Consider the following 16013-nt stretch of genomic DNA (forward strand, 5'->3'; position numbering starts at 1 on the left):
TTAATGATTACAGTTTCCTAATTTTTATTTTATAATTGTTTTCTTTATTCCAGCCAAATTTGATTTGAAAGACAGTAAAAAACATCAAGAATGAATAAAATTCATTTGGTATGATATGGATAAATTAGATGTAAGGGGGGATTTAGATGTACCAAGTTAAGGGGTACTTTTCATCATTAAAAGGAAGTCATTATGATATTGGAAAGCAACAAGGAGAGTTTGTGAAAAATCATCCGTATCTCATTCCACAATTTATACAGCAAGAACATTTAGTATCAGATAATTATTGGACAGAATCTAGAAATATATTAAATCAATATTGTCCAGGAATTAATGAAGAAATTGAAGGGTTTTGTGAAGTGTTGAAAATTCCTGCTAGAAATCTGATGTATTATTATCAAACACTATTAAAAGCAGGATGTAGTCATTGTGTCGTATTACCTAAAAAGACAGATTCAAAGCACACATATGTATTAAGAAATTATGATTTGTCACCCAAAATAGATGATATGCGTTTTTGCTCAACACATGTTGAAGGTGCATATGTACATAGTGGCTTTTCTACTTTTTATTTCGGTCGAACAGAAGGAGTTAACGAGCATGGGTTATCTGTTACATTTTCAGCATGTGGTCAACCAGTAGGAAATATTGAAGGCTTACGAAAGCCAGTGTTAAGTGGTTTACAATGCTTTGCGGTAATTCGAGTATTATTGGAGAAATGTAAAAATGTGCAGGAGGCGATATCACTAGTTGATGAAATGCCAATTGCAAGTAATATTAATCTAATTGTAGCAGATCCTTTAGACGCAGCGCGTATTGAAATATTTGACGGATATAAATCAATAACCACAATTGATGAGGAAAGCCATGATTTTATCGTATCAACAAACCATGCGATTAGTTTACCTATTCAAAAATTGAATAATAGAAGATTAGAACAATCCACAAACAGATATCACATATTGTATGAATATTTAAATCAAAATGAACTAGTGAGCATGGATTCTTTAAAAGAATTAGTAGAAAGAGAGTATCCTACTGGGCTGACAGTACATAATTATGAAGAATGGTTTGGAACTTTGCATTCTGTCTTATTTGATTTGCATAATCGTATAATGAATATTTGCTTCGGATCTCCACTATTCAACGACTGGTACTCATTGAAAGTTGGAGGAAGTCTTTCATTTTCTCAGGTAAATGTGAAATTTAATAATAAAACGTATACTGACTTTTGGAGAGAAGAATGCTATTAATTGATTCAAGAAGAATAAATGAGATAAAATGGTAATAGTAAGGTGTATGTACGGGAGGGATTGCCATTGCTAAAAGTAATGTTATCGATTGTTCTTATCTTATTTGTTGCCGTTTCAATGTATATTACTTATGAAAAAAGAAAAAAAGCAGGGGTAAAAGGATTGAAGAGTGCGTTAACTTCAATTTGTTTCTTTACACTAGCAATCTTAAATTTGCTTGCATATTGGTTTAACTTTGGCGGTATTTTTATTTGGTTAATTTCAATTGTTTTATTACTAGTCGGGGCATATTTTACGAAATATATTCCAATATCTAAAAAGGTACATTGAAATTTATTTGAGTTTAAAAGTTATGTTGTATTTTGTTTTGAAAAGAGATTATCCTACTAGAGCGTTGTGAAACGGTTTTATAGGATAATCTCTTTTGTTCGTTTAGCTTTGTAAAGAACGTACTGTTCTTTTTAGTTGTTCAATAAATTCTCGAGTTGCAGCACACATATATTTATCTTTTCTATAAATAAGCCCAATTTCTATTGTTGGGGTAGGATTTTCTATTTTAATTGCTTGAATGTTTTTATTTTGTAAAAAGTCTATATACGGTTTTGGTAACACTGTAATTCCCATTTCTTTTGAAACCATTTGGATTAAAGATTCCATCGTACTAATTTCTAAAATTGGTTTTGGTTTAAAGTTAAATTTTTGACAATGAGATGTAATTAGTTCGGTTAAAAAGAAATTTTTAGGTAAAAGAATTAAAGGGTAGTTCTGTAATTCAGCAATAGATACATGATTACGTTCAGCTAATTGATGATCGGTTGGTACGACTAATGTAAGTTCACTTTTGTATAGAGGGATAGAAATAATCTCCTTATCTTGCACCGGGAGAAATGTAATGCCAATATCTAGTTCGTTTTGTAATAATTTTTCACGAATATCTCCTGTACGAAGCCCTAATACAGAAAGCTCTATATTGGGATATGAATGATTAAAATTTAATATAGCTGGTGGTAGTAAATAATTTACGACGGTTAACAAAGAGCCTATTGTTAAGGAATCTTGCTGTAATCCGTTTAGATCTTGAATTGCAGAACGAGCTTGTTCGACTTCATGAAAAATGGTTTTACTATGTAATAATAAAATCCTTCCTGCATCAGTTAAAGATATTTTTTTACCAATGCGATCAAAAAGCGGCATTCCTACTTCATGTTCTAATGCACGTATTTGCTGACTTAGAGAAGGTTGTGAAATATTTAGTTTCTCAGCTGCTTTTGTGAAATGCAATTCTTTTGAAACAGCTAAAAAATATTCAAGTTGTCTTAATTCGATTGGAATCACCTCAAGTTTAATGATAGGTTATACCTATCATTATTATATAAATAATTGGATTGAACAATGATTTTGTTGAGCTTATAATCACTTTATTAGAGAGGGATTGAAAAGTTTTGAAGTAAGGATAGATAAGTATCGGAGCAAGGATATTTGAGTGGTTATTACATTTGCTGACCTTTTGTCATTTTAAATGAAAAATAGACAGAGAGTTTGAAAGTATAAATTAATCTATTGAAAAATTGTAGGGTAAGTAAGAGGAGCGATTAAGATGAATAAAGTATATGAGGTACTATCTTTAAATATAGGGTTACCAAAAGAGGTTACATACGGCGGAAAGGTAATTCATACAGGTATAAATAAGAAGCAAGTAAGGGAACCGGTGTTTTTATCCTTTTTAAAATTTAATGGAGATGGGCAAGCGGACTTAGTTCATCATGGTGGAGTAGATAAAGCAGTTTGTGTGTATTCTGGAGAACATTATAGATACTGGGAAAAAGAGTTGAATCAAGCCCTTGTATATGGAGCATTCGGAGAAAATATAACAATTAATCGTCTGGGTGAAGAGGATGTTTGTATTGGTGATACATTTCAAATTGGAGAAGCAATTGTACAAGTAACACAGCCAAGACAACCTTGTTTTAAATTAGCTAAGAAATACAATATTCCAAAGTTACCACTTTATTTTCAAGAAACAGGATATACAGGATTTTATTTTCGTGTATTAAAAGAAGGATGGGTATCACCTGTTGATACGTTAAAGTTAATAAAGTCTGATCCAAAAGGTGTTACAGTAGCATTTGCTAATCGTATTATGCATAAGGAAAAACAAAATATGGAAGGGCTAAAAAGGATCTTAGAAGTACATGCACTTTCTACAAGTTGGAGAAATACATTTGAAAAGCGAATGAGAGGAGAAGAAATTAATACGAGGGAGAGACTAGAAGGAAAAAAATAATAAAAAATATTTTTTTATAAATGGTGCATTTCTATGAGTAAAAACGAAGTAGAAAGCACTATTTTTATATAATAAACTTATTAATATTCAAAAATCTTAATATTGTTTTATTCGACTTATTTTCGAATAATCAAAACATAAAATTAATTAGACTCTTTTTTTATATTTTATGATAGTATATTGATTGGTAAGACCTATTACATTAAGAGCAGGTTATATAACTAAATCTAATTTGATGGAATTAACGTATGGAGGGACAACATGGGGAATGTTGAAATTTTTGAAAAATTTCTTTTAGAAGAACCAAAAAGAGAGCAGTTATTTCCTTTATTTGAAGAAGTGTTTGGAATTACAATTCAAACATTGAATGATTTTTCAGAGAGAGGTTATTGGGATGATACATACAAAGCTTTATCATTTTTACATGACGATAAAGCGATTGCAAATGTTGCGGTATTTTCGCTACCATTGCTAGTAAATGGTGAAAGAATAAATGCAGCCGGCATTCAAACGGTAATGACTCACCCTGATTTTCGTAGACAAGGACTCATGACACAATTAATAAGTAAGATGATAGAAGAAATTGATAAGAAATGTGAATGTACATTATTATTTACGGAAAAACCTGAACTATATGCATCATTTGGGTTTAAAGTTGTGCAGGAGTATTTGATGACTATTCTATATGATAAAAAGAATAATAATGACTCCTTACTTAGAAAATTAGATTATTATATGGAAGAGGATAGAAAGTTAATACATGAAACTATTGATAGTAGCCAAAGACTTTCAAATAATTTTTCAACATTAAACTTCCGTCCTTCGTTTTATTTGAATATGTATGATTCGGGATGGAATGAGAAATTGTATTATTCAGAGAAACTAGATGCTCTAATTGTGTATGAAGTAGATAATGAAAAGTTGAAATTATATGGAATATTTGCACCAGTAATTCCAGTTTTAGATGAAATATGCGGAGAAATCGCTGAAAGATTTACAGAAATCGAATTTTACTTCTCACCAGATCAATTAGGGATTGAGGATGTACAATTTACAGAATTACAGTCTAATAAGTATTTAATGGTTCGAAGTAATAAAGAGTTAGATTTTAAAGGTTATAAATTCCCTGTATTAGCGGAGTTTTAAATGTTTGTATAAAGGCTTTATTATGGAGGAACTATGAATATATCGTATATACCTAAACATATTGAGCAGCTCACTATAATGAATGTCCCTGAATATTATAAAATTAATGACAACCGGTCGTTTATTGTCCGTTCGAAAGCAGAAACAGATTTCTGGCTTAAAACACATTATGGTTTTGAAGTAATGAATGGTCATGTATTTTATAATGAAATGATGACAGACTTTCAAGCTGAAGTTCAATTGTGTATGGATCCAAATTCAAAATACGATCAAGCAGGTCTTTTTGTTATGATTTCGGAAAAGTGTTGGTTGAAAACTTCATTAGAGTATATTCCAGATGGCCCTTCTCATTTAGGAGCTGTCGTAACGAATAATGGATATTCTGATTGGTCAACACAAGACTTTCCAACAGAATTAGCTACCCAACAACTTCATTTTCGAATTGTTCGTAAACGTGGCGATTATATAATATATGTAAAAAATAGCTGTCAATGGGAACAAATAAGAATTGCTCATTTGATAGAGGATATAGGGAATGCGCCTGTTAAAATAGGTTTTTACACGTGTAGTCCTTCTAAAAACAATGGATTTGAGACTGAGTTTTTAGATTTTACAATGGAAGAGATATAGATGAAAAACCGTATTCTTTCTACTTAAGAATACGGTTTTTCTATTTGCGTAATATAAAGCACATTTATTGACCGGAAAGTCATTAATGCTTATCATTTAATAATGTTAAATATTAATTTGCATAATATAATAGAAGTACTGGAAAAATCAAAAATTATATGGCTTAAGTAAGGAGGGTATGAATTATTAAGTGGTAATTTCATAGGAAAAAGGAGATTAAGTATGAAATCATTTCGCAAATTATTACATTATTTAAAACCATACATGTTCTTCGCGATTATTGGACCACTATTTATGGTACTTGAGGTTGCGATGGACTTAATTCAACCGACTATTATGCAACATATTATTGATGTAGGGATAGCAAATCGTGATTTGAATTATGTAATAAAAATGGGGCTTCTTATGATAGGAGCTGCAGCACTCGGTTTAGTTGGAGGACTTGGGTGTATGATGTATTCTACAAAAGCAGCTGTTAATTTCGCTACAGACATACGAAAAGATGTATTTGCGAAAGTAGAAACATTTTCTAGTGAAAATCGTGATTCATTTGGAACTGGGAAATTATTAACGATTGTGACAAATGATATTACTTCTATTCAATCGGCGATGACGATGACATTACGTGTACTTGTTCGTGGTCCTTTGTTATTTATCGGAAGTATAATAATTGTTTTTGTAACAGCACGCGAGTTATTTCCTATATTACTTGTGGTTGTTCCAATTTTATTACTTGCGATTATATTCATTGCAAGTAAAGCGAGCGGAACGTTCAAAAAAGTGCAAGAAGCATTAGATAAAGTGAATACAAAGCTACAAGAAAATTTATCTGGAGTACGTGTTATTAAAGCGTATGTAAGACAAAAATATGAAATTACTCAGTTTGGAAATGTTAATACAAATTTAACGAAGATAAATATTCGAGCGGTGCAGCTTATTTCCATAATGATGCCAATCATTATGTTAGTTGTAAGCGGCGGGATTGTCGCAACATTATGGATTGGTGGAGAAAAAGTATTTGATGGAACGCTTCAAGTAGGAGCTATTTTAGCGTTTATAAACTATTTGAATATTATTTTAATGTCACTTATGTCTATAAGTATGGTATTTATGCAAATCGCGCGAGCATTTCCATCTGCGGATCGTGTACAGCAAGTTTTAAATACTGAGGTTGATATTACGACGGAAACAAATGCGGTTGCACCTAAGCAAATCGAGGGACAAATTGACTTTAAAAATGTTAGTTATAGTTACACGAAAAATAATGAATATGTTTTAAAAGATATTTCATTTAACATATGTAAAGGTGAAAAAGTAGGAATTATCGGTTCTACAGGAAGTGGTAAATCTACTTTAGCAAAACTGTTACCGCGTTTATACGATGTTGATCAAGGGGAAGTATGCATTGATGGAATAAATGTTAGAGCATACGATTTACAAAAACTTCGTGCTTCAATCGGGTTTGTACCTCAAAAGGCATTATTGTTTTCAGGTAGCATAGAAGAGAACTTACGTTATGGTAAAGAAGATGCAACGAATGACGAACTGGAAGTAGCGGCTTCATCAGCTTGTGCGACTGAGTTTATTAACAAGTTGGAAGATTCATATCAATATCATTTAACACAAGGGGCGACGAATTTATCAGGTGGACAAAAACAACGTGTATCAATTGCAAGGGCACTTGTGAGAAAGCCATCCATTCTTATATTAGATGATTCTACATCAGCAGTTGATGCGAAATCAGAATCTAACATTCAATCGGCATTAAGAACAGAATATAAAGGAACAACAACATTATTAATCGCCTCTAAAATCTCATCTATAATAGATGCTGATAAAATTCTCGTTTTAGATAACGGTGAATTAGTTGGTGATGGTACACATGAAGAATTGTTAGAACAATGTGAGGTATATCAAGAAATTTATCTTTCCCAAGGTGGCAATTTACATAAAGAAGGTGGGAAAGAACATGCGTAATTTTCAAGGGCAATTTGCTAATAAAGGTGGGCGTAACGCGCCTAAAATGGGTGAAGCTAGAAACACTAAAGGAACTGTATTGCGAGTATGGAACTATATGGGGTATCAAAAGGCTGCTCTTACGTTCGTTATATTTTTAGTATTTGTTACGACGTTACTTGGGTTATTAGGTCCTTATTTAATGGGAGTAATTATAGATCAATATATTGTACCGAAAGATTTAAACGGTACGGCGAGAATGTGTTTGTTACTTATCGCGATTTACGGTGTAACAGTATTGTTAACTTGGCTACAAACATTTGTCATGGTTAACGTTGCATTAAAAACAATACAAAAAATACGACAAGATATTTTTGAGAAAATCCAAACGCTTTCTTTACGGTTCTTTGATGTACGTTCTCAAGGGGATTTAATGAGCCGTGTTACAAATGATATAGATAATTTGAATCAAGCGTTGACGCAAAGTGTTGTACAAATTATTTCATCAGCATTAACCTTTATAGGTGTAACGATTGCGATGTTCGCATTAGATTGGATTTTAGCGATTGTTACTTTAATTACAGTACCTATTATGTTTTTCGTTACAAAAAAACTAGTTACTTATAGTGGTAAAAACTTTGCAAAGCGTCAACGAGATTTAGGAGAATTAAATGGTTTTATTGAGGAAGCTATAACAGGAGCGGATGTTACAACGTTATATGGGAAAGAAAAAGAAACCGTACAAACTTTCAATAAAATTAATGAACAATTAAGAGTTTCAGCTACGAAGGCGGATACATTTTCAGCTTTTATTTTTCCAAGTATGAACTTTATAAATAACTTAGGTATGGGGCTTGTAATTGGGGCTGGTTCAGTTATGGTTTTAAATGGAATGACAACAGTAGGTGTCATTGCGGCTTTTATTAATTATTCTCGTCAATTCTCAAGACCACTAAGTCAATTCGCCACTTTAATGAATACAATTCAAGCGGCAGTTGCTGGTGGAGAACGTGTCTTTGAAATTATGGATGAAGTACCAGAAATTCAAAATAAAAAAGATGCATGCATTGTACAAAATTTACAAGGGCATGTTGCACTCGAGAATGTTTCATTTGGTTATGAGGAAAATAAAACGATTTTAAAAGAAGTGAGTCTTAAGGCACAGCCAGGGGAGACAATTGCTTTAGTTGGTCCAACTGGATCGGGCAAAACAACAATCATTAATTTGCTAACTCGCTTTTACGATATACAGCAAGGGCAAATTCATATCGATGGAAAAGATATAAAAGATTATGATATTAATTCGTTGCGAAGTAAAATAGGAGTAGTTTTACAAGATACGTACTTATTTGCTGGGACGATTATGGATAATATTCGTTATGGTCGATTAGATGCTAGTGATGATGAAGTAATCAATGCAGCTAAGGCAGCATCTGCACATTCTTTTATTAAACATTTACCGAATCAATATGAAACAAAAATTGCTTCAGAAGGATCGAATTTAAGTCAAGGACAAAAACAACTTCTTGCGATTGCGCGGGCGATTTTAGCAGATGCAGATATATTAATTCTCGACGAAGCAACATCAAATATTGATACGAGAACAGAATTGCAAATTCAAGAAGGACTAAATAATTTAATGAAAGGTCGAACAAGTTTTGTAATCGCTCATCGACTGAAAACGATTGAAAAAGCAGATCAAATCCTTGTTATAAAAGATGGAAGTATTATGGAAAGAGGGAATCATGAATCTCTTATGGAAGATAAAGGTTTTTACTTTGATCTGTATACGAGTCAGTTTAAAATTTAATAAAAACTTTAATAAGGTGCGGTTTCTCTAGAACGGAGAAACCGCATTTTTATATTTGTAAACATTACTATTTAAATATTTGTTCACTAAATGTTTTAACTGCGTCTTTCTTGCATACAAAGTAAAACATACGAATGGTGGCAACCTTAATGAGTATTTCACGTTCTATTTAAATGTTTTAATGATTTATTAGATAATACAATTTGAATTTTATTAAAAAAAGACACTGTTTCCAGTGCCCCAACTTACTACGAGAGTTTTATGAGGAAACTTAAATAGGTGAATCTAAGTTTCTCTATAATATATGAAACTACAATTAGAAAATCACATATTTTTTAAAGGAGTTAATGGGTAATTGTACGTGCTAAAATCTTTATTAAAAATATCCTGTACTAATTGGATAGTTTCATGGTCATAAAAGCTATCGTATGTTGGGAGGCGTGGGAATAAAGGATCGGTAATATCAGCATCTGCAAAATTACCTCTAAAAATCGCCCTGTCTTTCTGATGATGCCATGATTTGGTTAGTATGTGTAAAGGAGAAGTTTTTAATTGATATGTTTGTTCTAAGCGCTCAATTTCAGTAGAGAAATCTTCAAGGTAGATATACTTTGTAACAAACTCTTCCTCACCTGGTTCATATTGCTGCATTAAATGTGGATCTACTTGTTCTAAATCTATCATTTGCTCTTTTAAGTAGTAGAGAAAGATTTTAAATGAAATAGGTTTATTACAAAATTCATTACCATAATAAAAATTCCGAATAGGATTCCATGCTGGGTTTTCTATGTAAGGGGGGGCAATTAGTGAAAAAAATGAACTTACAGCTCTTGTATAGGGGTTTCTCACTAATTTATAGGTATCTTTTCCGTTTGTATATAAAGCTGCAGCTAGTTCAATAAAGTAGTCCGAGGAGTTTTTGTATATTTCATTTTCATAATTATGGATGAAAGAATCGTATTTTATGGCTTCTTTAAATAAATTTATTTGATAAAAAAACCAATGTGCAAGAGAGGTACAGCCACTTTTTTGACTCCAAAATAAAATCAAAGGGAAGTTAGAATTAAAGAGGGGAACGCGTCCGTATTTAATAATATTTGAAAAAGACATTATTAGCCTCCATTCAGTTATGTCAAGTACTTTTAGTTTATGAATAAAAAACTTGGCATATGAACAAGAAAAGAGAAGTAGAATAGATAATTTAAAATAATACAAATTTAAAAATAAAAGAGTTATTTGAAAAGAAAAAAAGAGCTTACAAATGGATAAACTCTTAGAAAAAATAGGTTTTATGAGCACTGAATTACCATATACCTTATGTTTTATTCTACATGATCGTGAAAATAACATTGAATAAAAGGAGCATATATTTAAATGTGCTCCTTTAAAAGGTGGCAGCTCACAAGGCCTAATTTATAAGCTGAATACGTGTGCAGCCCGTATTTAAAAAGGACAGCTAGAAAAGCTAACTGATAAGCCTTCGGGTATGAAGGGGAAACAGAAACTATATATACATTATTAACGGGATATTGGCTTTTATTCGGAAGTAGAAGAAATAAATAAGTTTAGGCGGTTCCAACTTGGCTTTGGTCGGCAACATCAGAATCAAATGTGTTGGTTGCACTAACACCGTTAAATGTATTAAGCACAAAAGCAACATTAGATGCACCCGAACCATTATAAGCTTTTGTATTTTCTTTTGGAGAAACATTATAAAAATCACCTAAGTTGAAAGAACCGTTACTATTTTGTACAACCATATTTCCGACAATAGATGGCATAACTTTCACCTTCTTTCCTAGGAAGTATTTAAATTAGTATATGGTGTATGTGTCTAGTGGTTCATATAAAACGGAGAATTTTGAAATGAAGTTTAATTGAAAAACCAATAAAATAATCCTTTGAATAGAAAGCGAGGTTAAAAGAATGGGAGGTAATGTAAAGCTTTTAAATGATGATGGGATATTGGGTATGGAGTTTAAGGAAAGAACGATACGTATTTATAGCACAGAAGGTAATGTGATGGAATTACTTTCAACAAAAGAACGGCTTCAAGAGGATATCGATTTTCTTGAAGAATGTAAAAAGGAAATGAAGTAAAAGTTCAATAGAGTAAATCGAACGTAGGGGGACCGTATCGTATGAATCAATTGTCATTTTTTGAGGACATCGATGAAAAGGAAATGCGAAGACTTGTGGTGAAGGAGCTGAAAAACTACAAAGCATTGTGCGTCTGGATGAAAAATCAAGAAGATCAGGAAAATTAGGGAAGAGAATGTGTTTATAAGTTAGTACATTTATATATTGAAAAACTAGTTAAGCAAGGAGAAATAAAGGAAGTAAAAAGAAGCAGAAGAAAAAGATGATTCTGTAAAAAGCAACCAGTTGGGTGCTTTTTCTTTTACACAAAACAAACGAACTCAATGAAAAAAACAGCGATGTATGAGATTTTTATACTAGTCAGTTTAAAATTTAATATAGTGCGGTTTCTCTAGAAAGGAGAAACCGCACTATTATATTTGTAAAGATAATTAGAAATGTAGAGTTGAAACTTATATATATATACGAATTGTTAGCAAAAACTAGCAACTTCAGTGACAGGTGGAAGAAATAATTTACGTGGTATTGTAATAATCTCAAGAGCCATCTGAGCTGAATAGAGAAGTATTGGAGTTAATTCTAAAGCGTGAGTTAATAATAATATAAAGCTTGTTAGGATTGCAAAGCTCCCCCAAAAGAAACTTTTTGAAATGTTACGGAAATCTTTTATTAAGGAAAAGAAAGAAACAAATGCTGTAACAAAGAGAATCAAAAATTTATATTTATCAGCCATTAAACCCCTCCTAAAGAACAGTAGCTTATATTATAACGTATTTTTATGTATTATAATAAAAAGATTTCAAAATAAACAGTTTAAATGCGTAAAAACCACAACTAAAAAATATTAGTTGTGGTTTTTATTTATGAGTTCTTTGTTTTAGAAAATAGATAATCTAGAATTAAAAATTTAAAAATAGATTAGTGCCCTTATTATTGTTTGCTGGAGCTTTACTGGATATTTGACCGGACAATAAGACGAGCTTTGAATATATTAATAAAAAAGGGGATGTTGAACAATGGCTAGATATAGTTTACATGGAGGTCACAATAGTATTGTACAGGGTGCAAATTATGGGAATCGGAAAGAACATATTATGGATCGCCAAGTTAAGGATGCAGTTGTTGCTAAATTAAGAGCATTAGGGCATACAGTTTATGATGATACTGATGAAGTAGGGACAACACAAGCGCAAAATTTAAATAACATTGTATCTAAAACAAACTCACATGATGTAGACTTAGTAGTTTCATTTCATTTAAACTCATATGATACGAATGCTAATGGTGTTGAAGTACTGTATTATGACCAACAAGCTTTATCAGCAAAGATAGCAGCGCAACTTTCAAAAGATATTGGCTGGTCAAATCGTGGCGCGAAGGAGCGAAAAGACCTTTATGTATTAGCGAATACGAAAGCACCTGCAATCTTAATTGAACTTGGATTTATCGATAATGAAGCAGATATGTCAAAATGGAATCCAGATAAGATTGCAAATTCAATTGTTTATGCGTTAACGGGGCAATCTGGTGGGACAACTCCGCCATCGAAAAAAAATATCATTCAATCAGGAGCTTTTTCACCGCATGAAACCCCCGATGTAATGGGAGCATTAACGTCACTAAAAATGACAGCTAACTTCATCTTACAATCGGATGGTCTAACATATTTTATCTCTGAACCAACTTCAGATGCGCAACTTAAAGGAATGACGGATTACCTTGATCGTAAAGGCTGGTGGTATGAAGTTAAGTAAAGATTTTAGTTTAGTGGAACAGAATATTTAAAAATCAATAGTCAAAAAGAGGATTACTTATAATGAGTAATCCTCTTTTTATTTTATCTCGTATGAATAAGAGTAGATATAGAAGATTACCGCCTTAAAACTAAATAAGTAATGCATGTAAGCGGGAGGTTCATTTGGTATATCAGCTATATTTGTAAATCATACTTTTAAACAGAAATGAAATTTAGAGTTTGAATTTAATTGATTACAATTGAAAAAGCACTAAAAACTAATAAAACGGCCATAATGATGTTAAAAGATTTAGTATGTTTTAATAAAAGTTTTTGGAACATGGAACCAAATAAGCTCCAACTAAATGTACTCATTAACCCGACTACACCTAGAAATAATGAGAAGAGTAGAAAACTTGAATATGAATTATAGTAAGGAAGAATAAAAGTTGACACTACAGTCAGGCCGAATAGTATCCCTTTAGGGTTAACAAACTGAAGAAAAATCCCCACTGTAAATAAGTTTTTATTATGTTTTTCATCGGAATCTGTACTAGTTTTACTAGTGAGTATTTTAAAAGCTAAATATAGCATATATGCTACACCTAAAATTTTTAAAGGGAATTCGATTATGGGTAGGATATTAATTAGTACAATATTAAAGAAGCTACATAAGGAGGTGAGGATGAAAAACCCGAAAGCTACTCCAAAACAAAATTGCATACTCCTTTTTAAACCATGTTGATTAGCGTATGTCATAGCTAAAAAATTGTTAGGACCGGGTGTGAAGCTACTTATAAAAACAAATAACAAAAAAGAAAATATAGGCATTTCAAAACCCCCTAATTATTTAGTGTATGTTATAATGACCGAAAAGAACAATATAACGTGTGCTCTTTATTATACATAACGGTCGTTATATTGTATATAGTGTAGGGGTGTTTCTTATGGAAGAAATTCAACTTATTTTGGCGAAAAATTTAAAAACAATACGAGAGAAAGAAAAAATGAGTTTGGAAAAGGTCTCGCAATTAACAGGTGTGAGTAAAACGATGATTGGACAAATTGAACGAGGGGAGTCAAGTCCAACATTAACAACGATATGGAAAATTGCTAATGGTTTGAAAGTGTCTTTTACTTCTTTAATCAATAATCCGCAACCAGATACGAAAGTTGTTTTACGAAATGATGTTCAAGTATTATCAGAAGACAATGGGAGATATAAAGTGTATCCTTCTTTTCCTTTTCAAGATGATAGGAACTTTGAAATCTATACGGTTGAAATTGAAACAGAAGGAAAATTAAGTTCGGAAGGCCATAAAGAAGGGACCGAAGAATTTATAACGGTGTTTGAAGGGAAATTGATAATTGAAATAAATGATTGTCAATATACATTAAATAGCGGAGATGCAATTCGCTTTAAGGCGGATAGACCGCACTCTTATCATAATTCTGGAAGTACGCTAACTCGGTTAAGTATGACCATTTATTATCCAGCTGCATAAACTTACACTTGCATCAAGAATATAAAGAAATGTGTGTTGATAAACCATCTATAAGAGATGGTTTTATTTTTTTAAATTCATAAAAAAAGACACTCGTTTGAGTGTCGACATAGTATTGCTCTCGCGTATAGGATTGGAGTATGTTTCTCAAATACGTTTTGAGATGGTTCGCATTTTGGGAAACTGTCTTCTTATTCAATGTAACATTGGCAGGGAGAAGTGTAAATTGATAATGTATATATGGAAAATTTAGTATAGATGGTTATTACTATGAGTATAGTACAAATTGTTTTTATTGCTTAATCACTGTCATGAAATTATTGAAATATTATTAGCTTTAGGAATGACGTAATAGTTACTACTTTAGCAGCTAAGAATGTTTATTATAAAAAAGAATGAATCATTTATTAATCGATTCGTATAATTGTTAAAGAGGCACCTGTTGAACCACCTCCAACTAAATTAACTATGGATAATACGCCGAATATTTGAAGGGAAATTGTATTACCAGCAATTAAATTGGTTATTAAATTATTATTATAGTTTGAAGTTGATATTGCGGGTGAAAAAATAGATCCGGGAAGTGGAGTCTAAGAGTTTAATAGTAGCCTTGTACCAGCAAGTAGAGAAGTTGTTGTATTAATTTGATAGGTTAAATAATATCTTCCAGTAACAGGAATTGTATATATATCATTTGTAGCGTTCACTGTAAAATTACCGAGACTTTGGTTATTAGAAAGTGGAATATTAGTTCCACCTAATATGACTGAGATGGGACCACCTAATGTATTATTAGCGAACATAGAGTTTGTTGTAATAATGGGTCCAGTAATACCTGTGGGTCCAGTAATGCCTGTAGGACCGGTATTACCTGTGGGCCCAGTAGGACCTGTCAGTCTGTATGGAAGAATAATTTCAAGAGCCAGTGATAATAGTTCTTTTTTCATTTTTTCATCCCTATCTTGAATATAAATCACCTCATTTTTAAATTAGAACGTAACCGATTTAGTATTTTGAAATGGAACTATCATTTTATTATATTAATACTACTAGTTATAGCAACGGTAAAAAGTTTACTATATGTAAAAATCATTTGAGAATGAAAAAAGTAGTTATGAAATTCTTCTAAAATGATAGATGTATTATTTTGTTAAGTAGTAAACAAAAATGTGGAACGAGGTATTAAAGTGAAGCGAGAAAATAAATTATCAATAAATAAAGCTATGATAGAACCTGAAAACATTGGACCTACGTTTCCAGTTCTTCCCCCAATTTATATTCCAACGGGAATGACCGGTCCGACGGGTCCAACTGGTTTAACAGGATCACCGGGAGTAACAGGTGCGACCGGTTTAACGGGATCACCGGGAGTAACAGGTGCGACTGGTTTAACGGGATCACCAGGAGTAACAGGCCCGACCGGTTTAACAGGATCACCGGGAGTAACAGGCCCGACCGGTTTAACGGGATCGCCGGGAGTAACAGGTGCGACTGGTTTAACGGGATCACCGGGAGTAACAGGTCCAACCGGTTTAACGGGGTCACCGGGAGTAACAGGTCCAACCGGTTTAACGGGGGCACCGGGAGGAAGAGG

17 protein-coding genes and 1 pseudogene are annotated in these 16013 nt (G+C 32.3%); 12 read left to right on the forward strand and 6 right to left on the reverse strand.

What is annotated here, in order from left to right; genetic code table 11:
• The first annotated feature begins 146 nt into the window (after positions 1 to 146).
• Together JDS99_RS21410 and JDS99_RS21415 are read left to right on the forward strand one after the other, a co-directional pair.
• Positions 147 to 1253 (forward strand): C45 family autoproteolytic acyltransferase/hydrolase, encoded by a 1107-nt coding sequence (locus JDS99_RS21410; protein WP_098857079.1) that lies wholly within the window; start codon positions 147 to 149, stop codon positions 1251 to 1253.
• A 66-nt stretch (positions 1254 to 1319) separates the two neighbouring features.
• Entirely contained in the window at positions 1320 to 1583 is a 264-nt protein-coding gene (locus tag JDS99_RS21415; protein ID WP_199695671.1) for a hypothetical protein, read from the forward strand.
• A 102-nt stretch (positions 1584 to 1685) separates the two neighbouring features.
• On the opposite strand, the gene JDS99_RS21420 is transcribed toward JDS99_RS21415, so the two are convergent.
• Positions 1686 to 2588, reverse strand: coding sequence for a LysR substrate-binding domain-containing protein (locus JDS99_RS21420; protein WP_199695672.1), 903 nt, complete (start codon positions 2586 to 2588; stop codon positions 1686 to 1688).
• A gap of 262 nt (positions 2589 to 2850) precedes the next feature.
• Here JDS99_RS21420 and JDS99_RS21425 point away from each other — a divergent pair, with 262 nt between their 5' ends.
• The 5 genes from JDS99_RS21425 (at position 2851) to JDS99_RS21445 (ending at position 9079) form a co-directional block, all read left to right on the forward strand.
• The gene (locus JDS99_RS21425) at positions 2851 to 3537 is read left to right on the forward strand and encodes an MOSC domain-containing protein (RefSeq protein WP_199695673.1); all 687 of its coding nucleotides are present in this window, start codon (positions 2851 to 2853) and stop codon (positions 3535 to 3537) included.
• Positions 3538 to 3798: 261 nt separating this feature from the next.
• Entirely contained in the window at positions 3799 to 4683 is an 885-nt protein-coding gene (locus JDS99_RS21430; protein WP_199695674.1) for a GNAT family N-acetyltransferase, read from the forward strand.
• A 33-nt stretch (positions 4684 to 4716) separates the two neighbouring features.
• Positions 4717 to 5313: a DUF1349 domain-containing protein gene (locus tag JDS99_RS21435; protein ID WP_199695675.1), complete on the forward strand. Its 597-nt coding sequence runs from the start codon at positions 4717 to 4719 to the stop codon at positions 5311 to 5313.
• Positions 5314 to 5535: 222 nt separating this feature from the next.
• Positions 5536 to 7290, forward strand: a complete 1755-nt coding sequence (locus JDS99_RS21440; protein ID WP_097906923.1) for an ABC transporter ATP-binding protein — start codon at positions 5536 to 5538, stop codon at positions 7288 to 7290.
• The gene (locus JDS99_RS21445) at positions 7283 to 9079 is read left to right on the forward strand and encodes an ABC transporter ATP-binding protein (RefSeq protein ID WP_098857073.1); all 1797 of its coding nucleotides are present in this window, start codon (positions 7283 to 7285) and stop codon (positions 9077 to 9079) included. Before JDS99_RS21440 ends, JDS99_RS21445 begins: the two co-directional genes overlap by 8 nt.
• A gap of 324 nt (positions 9080 to 9403) precedes the next feature.
• Here JDS99_RS21445 and JDS99_RS21450 read toward each other — a convergent pair whose 3' ends face one another.
• On the reverse strand, positions 9404 to 10189 hold the full coding sequence (locus tag JDS99_RS21450; RefSeq protein WP_199695676.1) for a sulfotransferase family 2 domain-containing protein: 786 nt from the start codon (positions 10187 to 10189) through the stop codon (positions 9404 to 9406).
• A gap of 455 nt (positions 10190 to 10644) precedes the next feature.
• On the reverse strand, positions 10645 to 10860 hold the full coding sequence (locus tag JDS99_RS21455) for a spore germination protein (RefSeq protein ID WP_088063347.1): 216 nt from the start codon (positions 10858 to 10860) through the stop codon (positions 10645 to 10647).
• A gap of 145 nt (positions 10861 to 11005) precedes the next feature.
• Between JDS99_RS21455 and JDS99_RS21460 the strand changes: the two genes are divergently transcribed.
• Together JDS99_RS21460 and JDS99_RS32425 are read left to right on the forward strand one after the other, a co-directional pair.
• Positions 11006 to 11179 carry a hypothetical protein gene (locus JDS99_RS21460; RefSeq protein ID WP_176551435.1) on the forward strand — a complete coding sequence of 58 codons (174 nt, stop codon included), beginning with the start codon at positions 11006 to 11008 and terminating at the stop codon, positions 11177 to 11179.
• Between the two features lie 41 nt (positions 11180 to 11220).
• Positions 11221 to 11346 (forward strand): hypothetical protein, encoded by a 126-nt coding sequence (locus JDS99_RS32425; protein WP_255294011.1) that lies wholly within the window; start codon positions 11221 to 11223, stop codon positions 11344 to 11346.
• A 305-nt stretch (positions 11347 to 11651) separates the two neighbouring features.
• Here the strand turns inward: JDS99_RS32425 and JDS99_RS21465 are convergent, their stop codons facing one another.
• Positions 11652 to 11912 carry a hypothetical protein gene (locus JDS99_RS21465; protein WP_061672984.1) on the reverse strand — a complete coding sequence of 87 codons (261 nt, stop codon included), beginning with the start codon at positions 11910 to 11912 and terminating at the stop codon, positions 11652 to 11654.
• A gap of 283 nt (positions 11913 to 12195) precedes the next feature.
• Here JDS99_RS21465 and JDS99_RS21470 point away from each other — a divergent pair, with 283 nt between their 5' ends.
• The gene (locus tag JDS99_RS21470) at positions 12196 to 12933 is read left to right on the forward strand and encodes an N-acetylmuramoyl-L-alanine amidase (protein ID WP_098095006.1); all 738 of its coding nucleotides are present in this window, start codon (positions 12196 to 12198) and stop codon (positions 12931 to 12933) included.
• 227 nt (positions 12934 to 13160) lie between these two features.
• Here the strand turns inward: JDS99_RS21470 and JDS99_RS21475 are convergent, their stop codons facing one another.
• The gene (locus JDS99_RS21475) at positions 13161 to 13745 is read right to left on the reverse strand and encodes a LysE family transporter (RefSeq protein ID WP_088063349.1); all 585 of its coding nucleotides are present in this window, start codon (positions 13743 to 13745) and stop codon (positions 13161 to 13163) included.
• A 59-nt stretch (positions 13746 to 13804) separates the two neighbouring features.
• On the opposite strand from JDS99_RS21475, the gene JDS99_RS21480 reads away from it, so the two are divergent.
• A complete protein-coding gene (locus tag JDS99_RS21480) occupies positions 13805 to 14419 on the forward strand; it encodes a helix-turn-helix domain-containing protein (RefSeq protein WP_074651067.1) in 615 nt (204 codons plus the stop codon).
• A 407-nt stretch (positions 14420 to 14826) separates the two neighbouring features.
• Here the strand turns inward: JDS99_RS21480 and JDS99_RS21485 are convergent.
• Positions 14827 to 15396: pseudogene (locus tag JDS99_RS21485) on the reverse strand (BclA C-terminal domain-containing protein).
• Between the two features lie 210 nt (positions 15397 to 15606).
• On the opposite strand from JDS99_RS21485, the gene JDS99_RS21490 reads away from it, so the two are divergent.
• Positions 15607 to 16013 (forward strand): exosporium leader peptide-containing protein (locus tag JDS99_RS21490; RefSeq protein WP_345943232.1); only part of this gene is annotated, 407 nt, incomplete at its 3' end.

The sequence above is a fragment of the Bacillus cereus group sp. N6 genome, assembly GCF_016483705.1.
GTDB lineage: Bacteria > Bacillota > Bacilli > Bacillales > Bacillaceae_G > Bacillus_A > Bacillus_A wiedmannii.

What these genes read in the sequence shown, in the direction of transcription:
- JDS99_RS21410 (WP_098857079.1), top strand. Translation starts at nt 147, where the DNA reads ATGTACCAAGTTAAGGGGTACTTTTCATCATTAAAAGGAAGTCATTAT.
- JDS99_RS21425 (WP_199695673.1), top strand. Translation starts at nt 2,851, where the DNA reads ATGAATAAAGTATATGAGGTACTATCTTTAAATATAGGGTTACCAAAA.
- JDS99_RS21430 (WP_199695674.1), top strand. Translation starts at nt 3,799, where the DNA reads ATGGGGAATGTTGAAATTTTTGAAAAATTTCTTTTAGAAGAACCAAAA.
- JDS99_RS21435 (WP_199695675.1), top strand. Translation starts at nt 4,717, where the DNA reads ATGAATATATCGTATATACCTAAACATATTGAGCAGCTCACTATAATG.
- JDS99_RS21440 (WP_097906923.1), top strand. Translation starts at nt 5,536, where the DNA reads ATGAAATCATTTCGCAAATTATTACATTATTTAAAACCATACATGTTC.
- JDS99_RS21445 (WP_098857073.1), top strand. Translation starts at nt 7,283, where the DNA reads ATGCGTAATTTTCAAGGGCAATTTGCTAATAAAGGTGGGCGTAACGCG.
- JDS99_RS21450 (WP_199695676.1), bottom strand. Translation starts at nt 10,189, where the DNA reads ATGTCTTTTTCAAATATTATTAAATACGGACGCGTTCCCCTCTTTAAT.
- JDS99_RS21455 (WP_088063347.1), bottom strand. Translation starts at nt 10,860, where the DNA reads ATGCCATCTATTGTCGGAAATATGGTTGTACAAAATAGTAACGGTTCT.
- JDS99_RS21460 (WP_176551435.1), top strand. Translation starts at nt 11,006, where the DNA reads ATGGGAGGTAATGTAAAGCTTTTAAATGATGATGGGATATTGGGTATG.
- JDS99_RS32425 (WP_255294011.1), top strand. Translation starts at nt 11,221, where the DNA reads ATGAATCAATTGTCATTTTTTGAGGACATCGATGAAAAGGAAATGCGA.
- JDS99_RS21465 (WP_061672984.1), bottom strand. Translation starts at nt 11,912, where the DNA reads ATGGCTGATAAATATAAATTTTTGATTCTCTTTGTTACAGCATTTGTT.
- JDS99_RS21470 (WP_098095006.1), top strand. Translation starts at nt 12,196, where the DNA reads ATGGCTAGATATAGTTTACATGGAGGTCACAATAGTATTGTACAGGGT.
- JDS99_RS21475 (WP_088063349.1), bottom strand. Translation starts at nt 13,745, where the DNA reads ATGCCTATATTTTCTTTTTTGTTATTTGTTTTTATAAGTAGCTTCACA.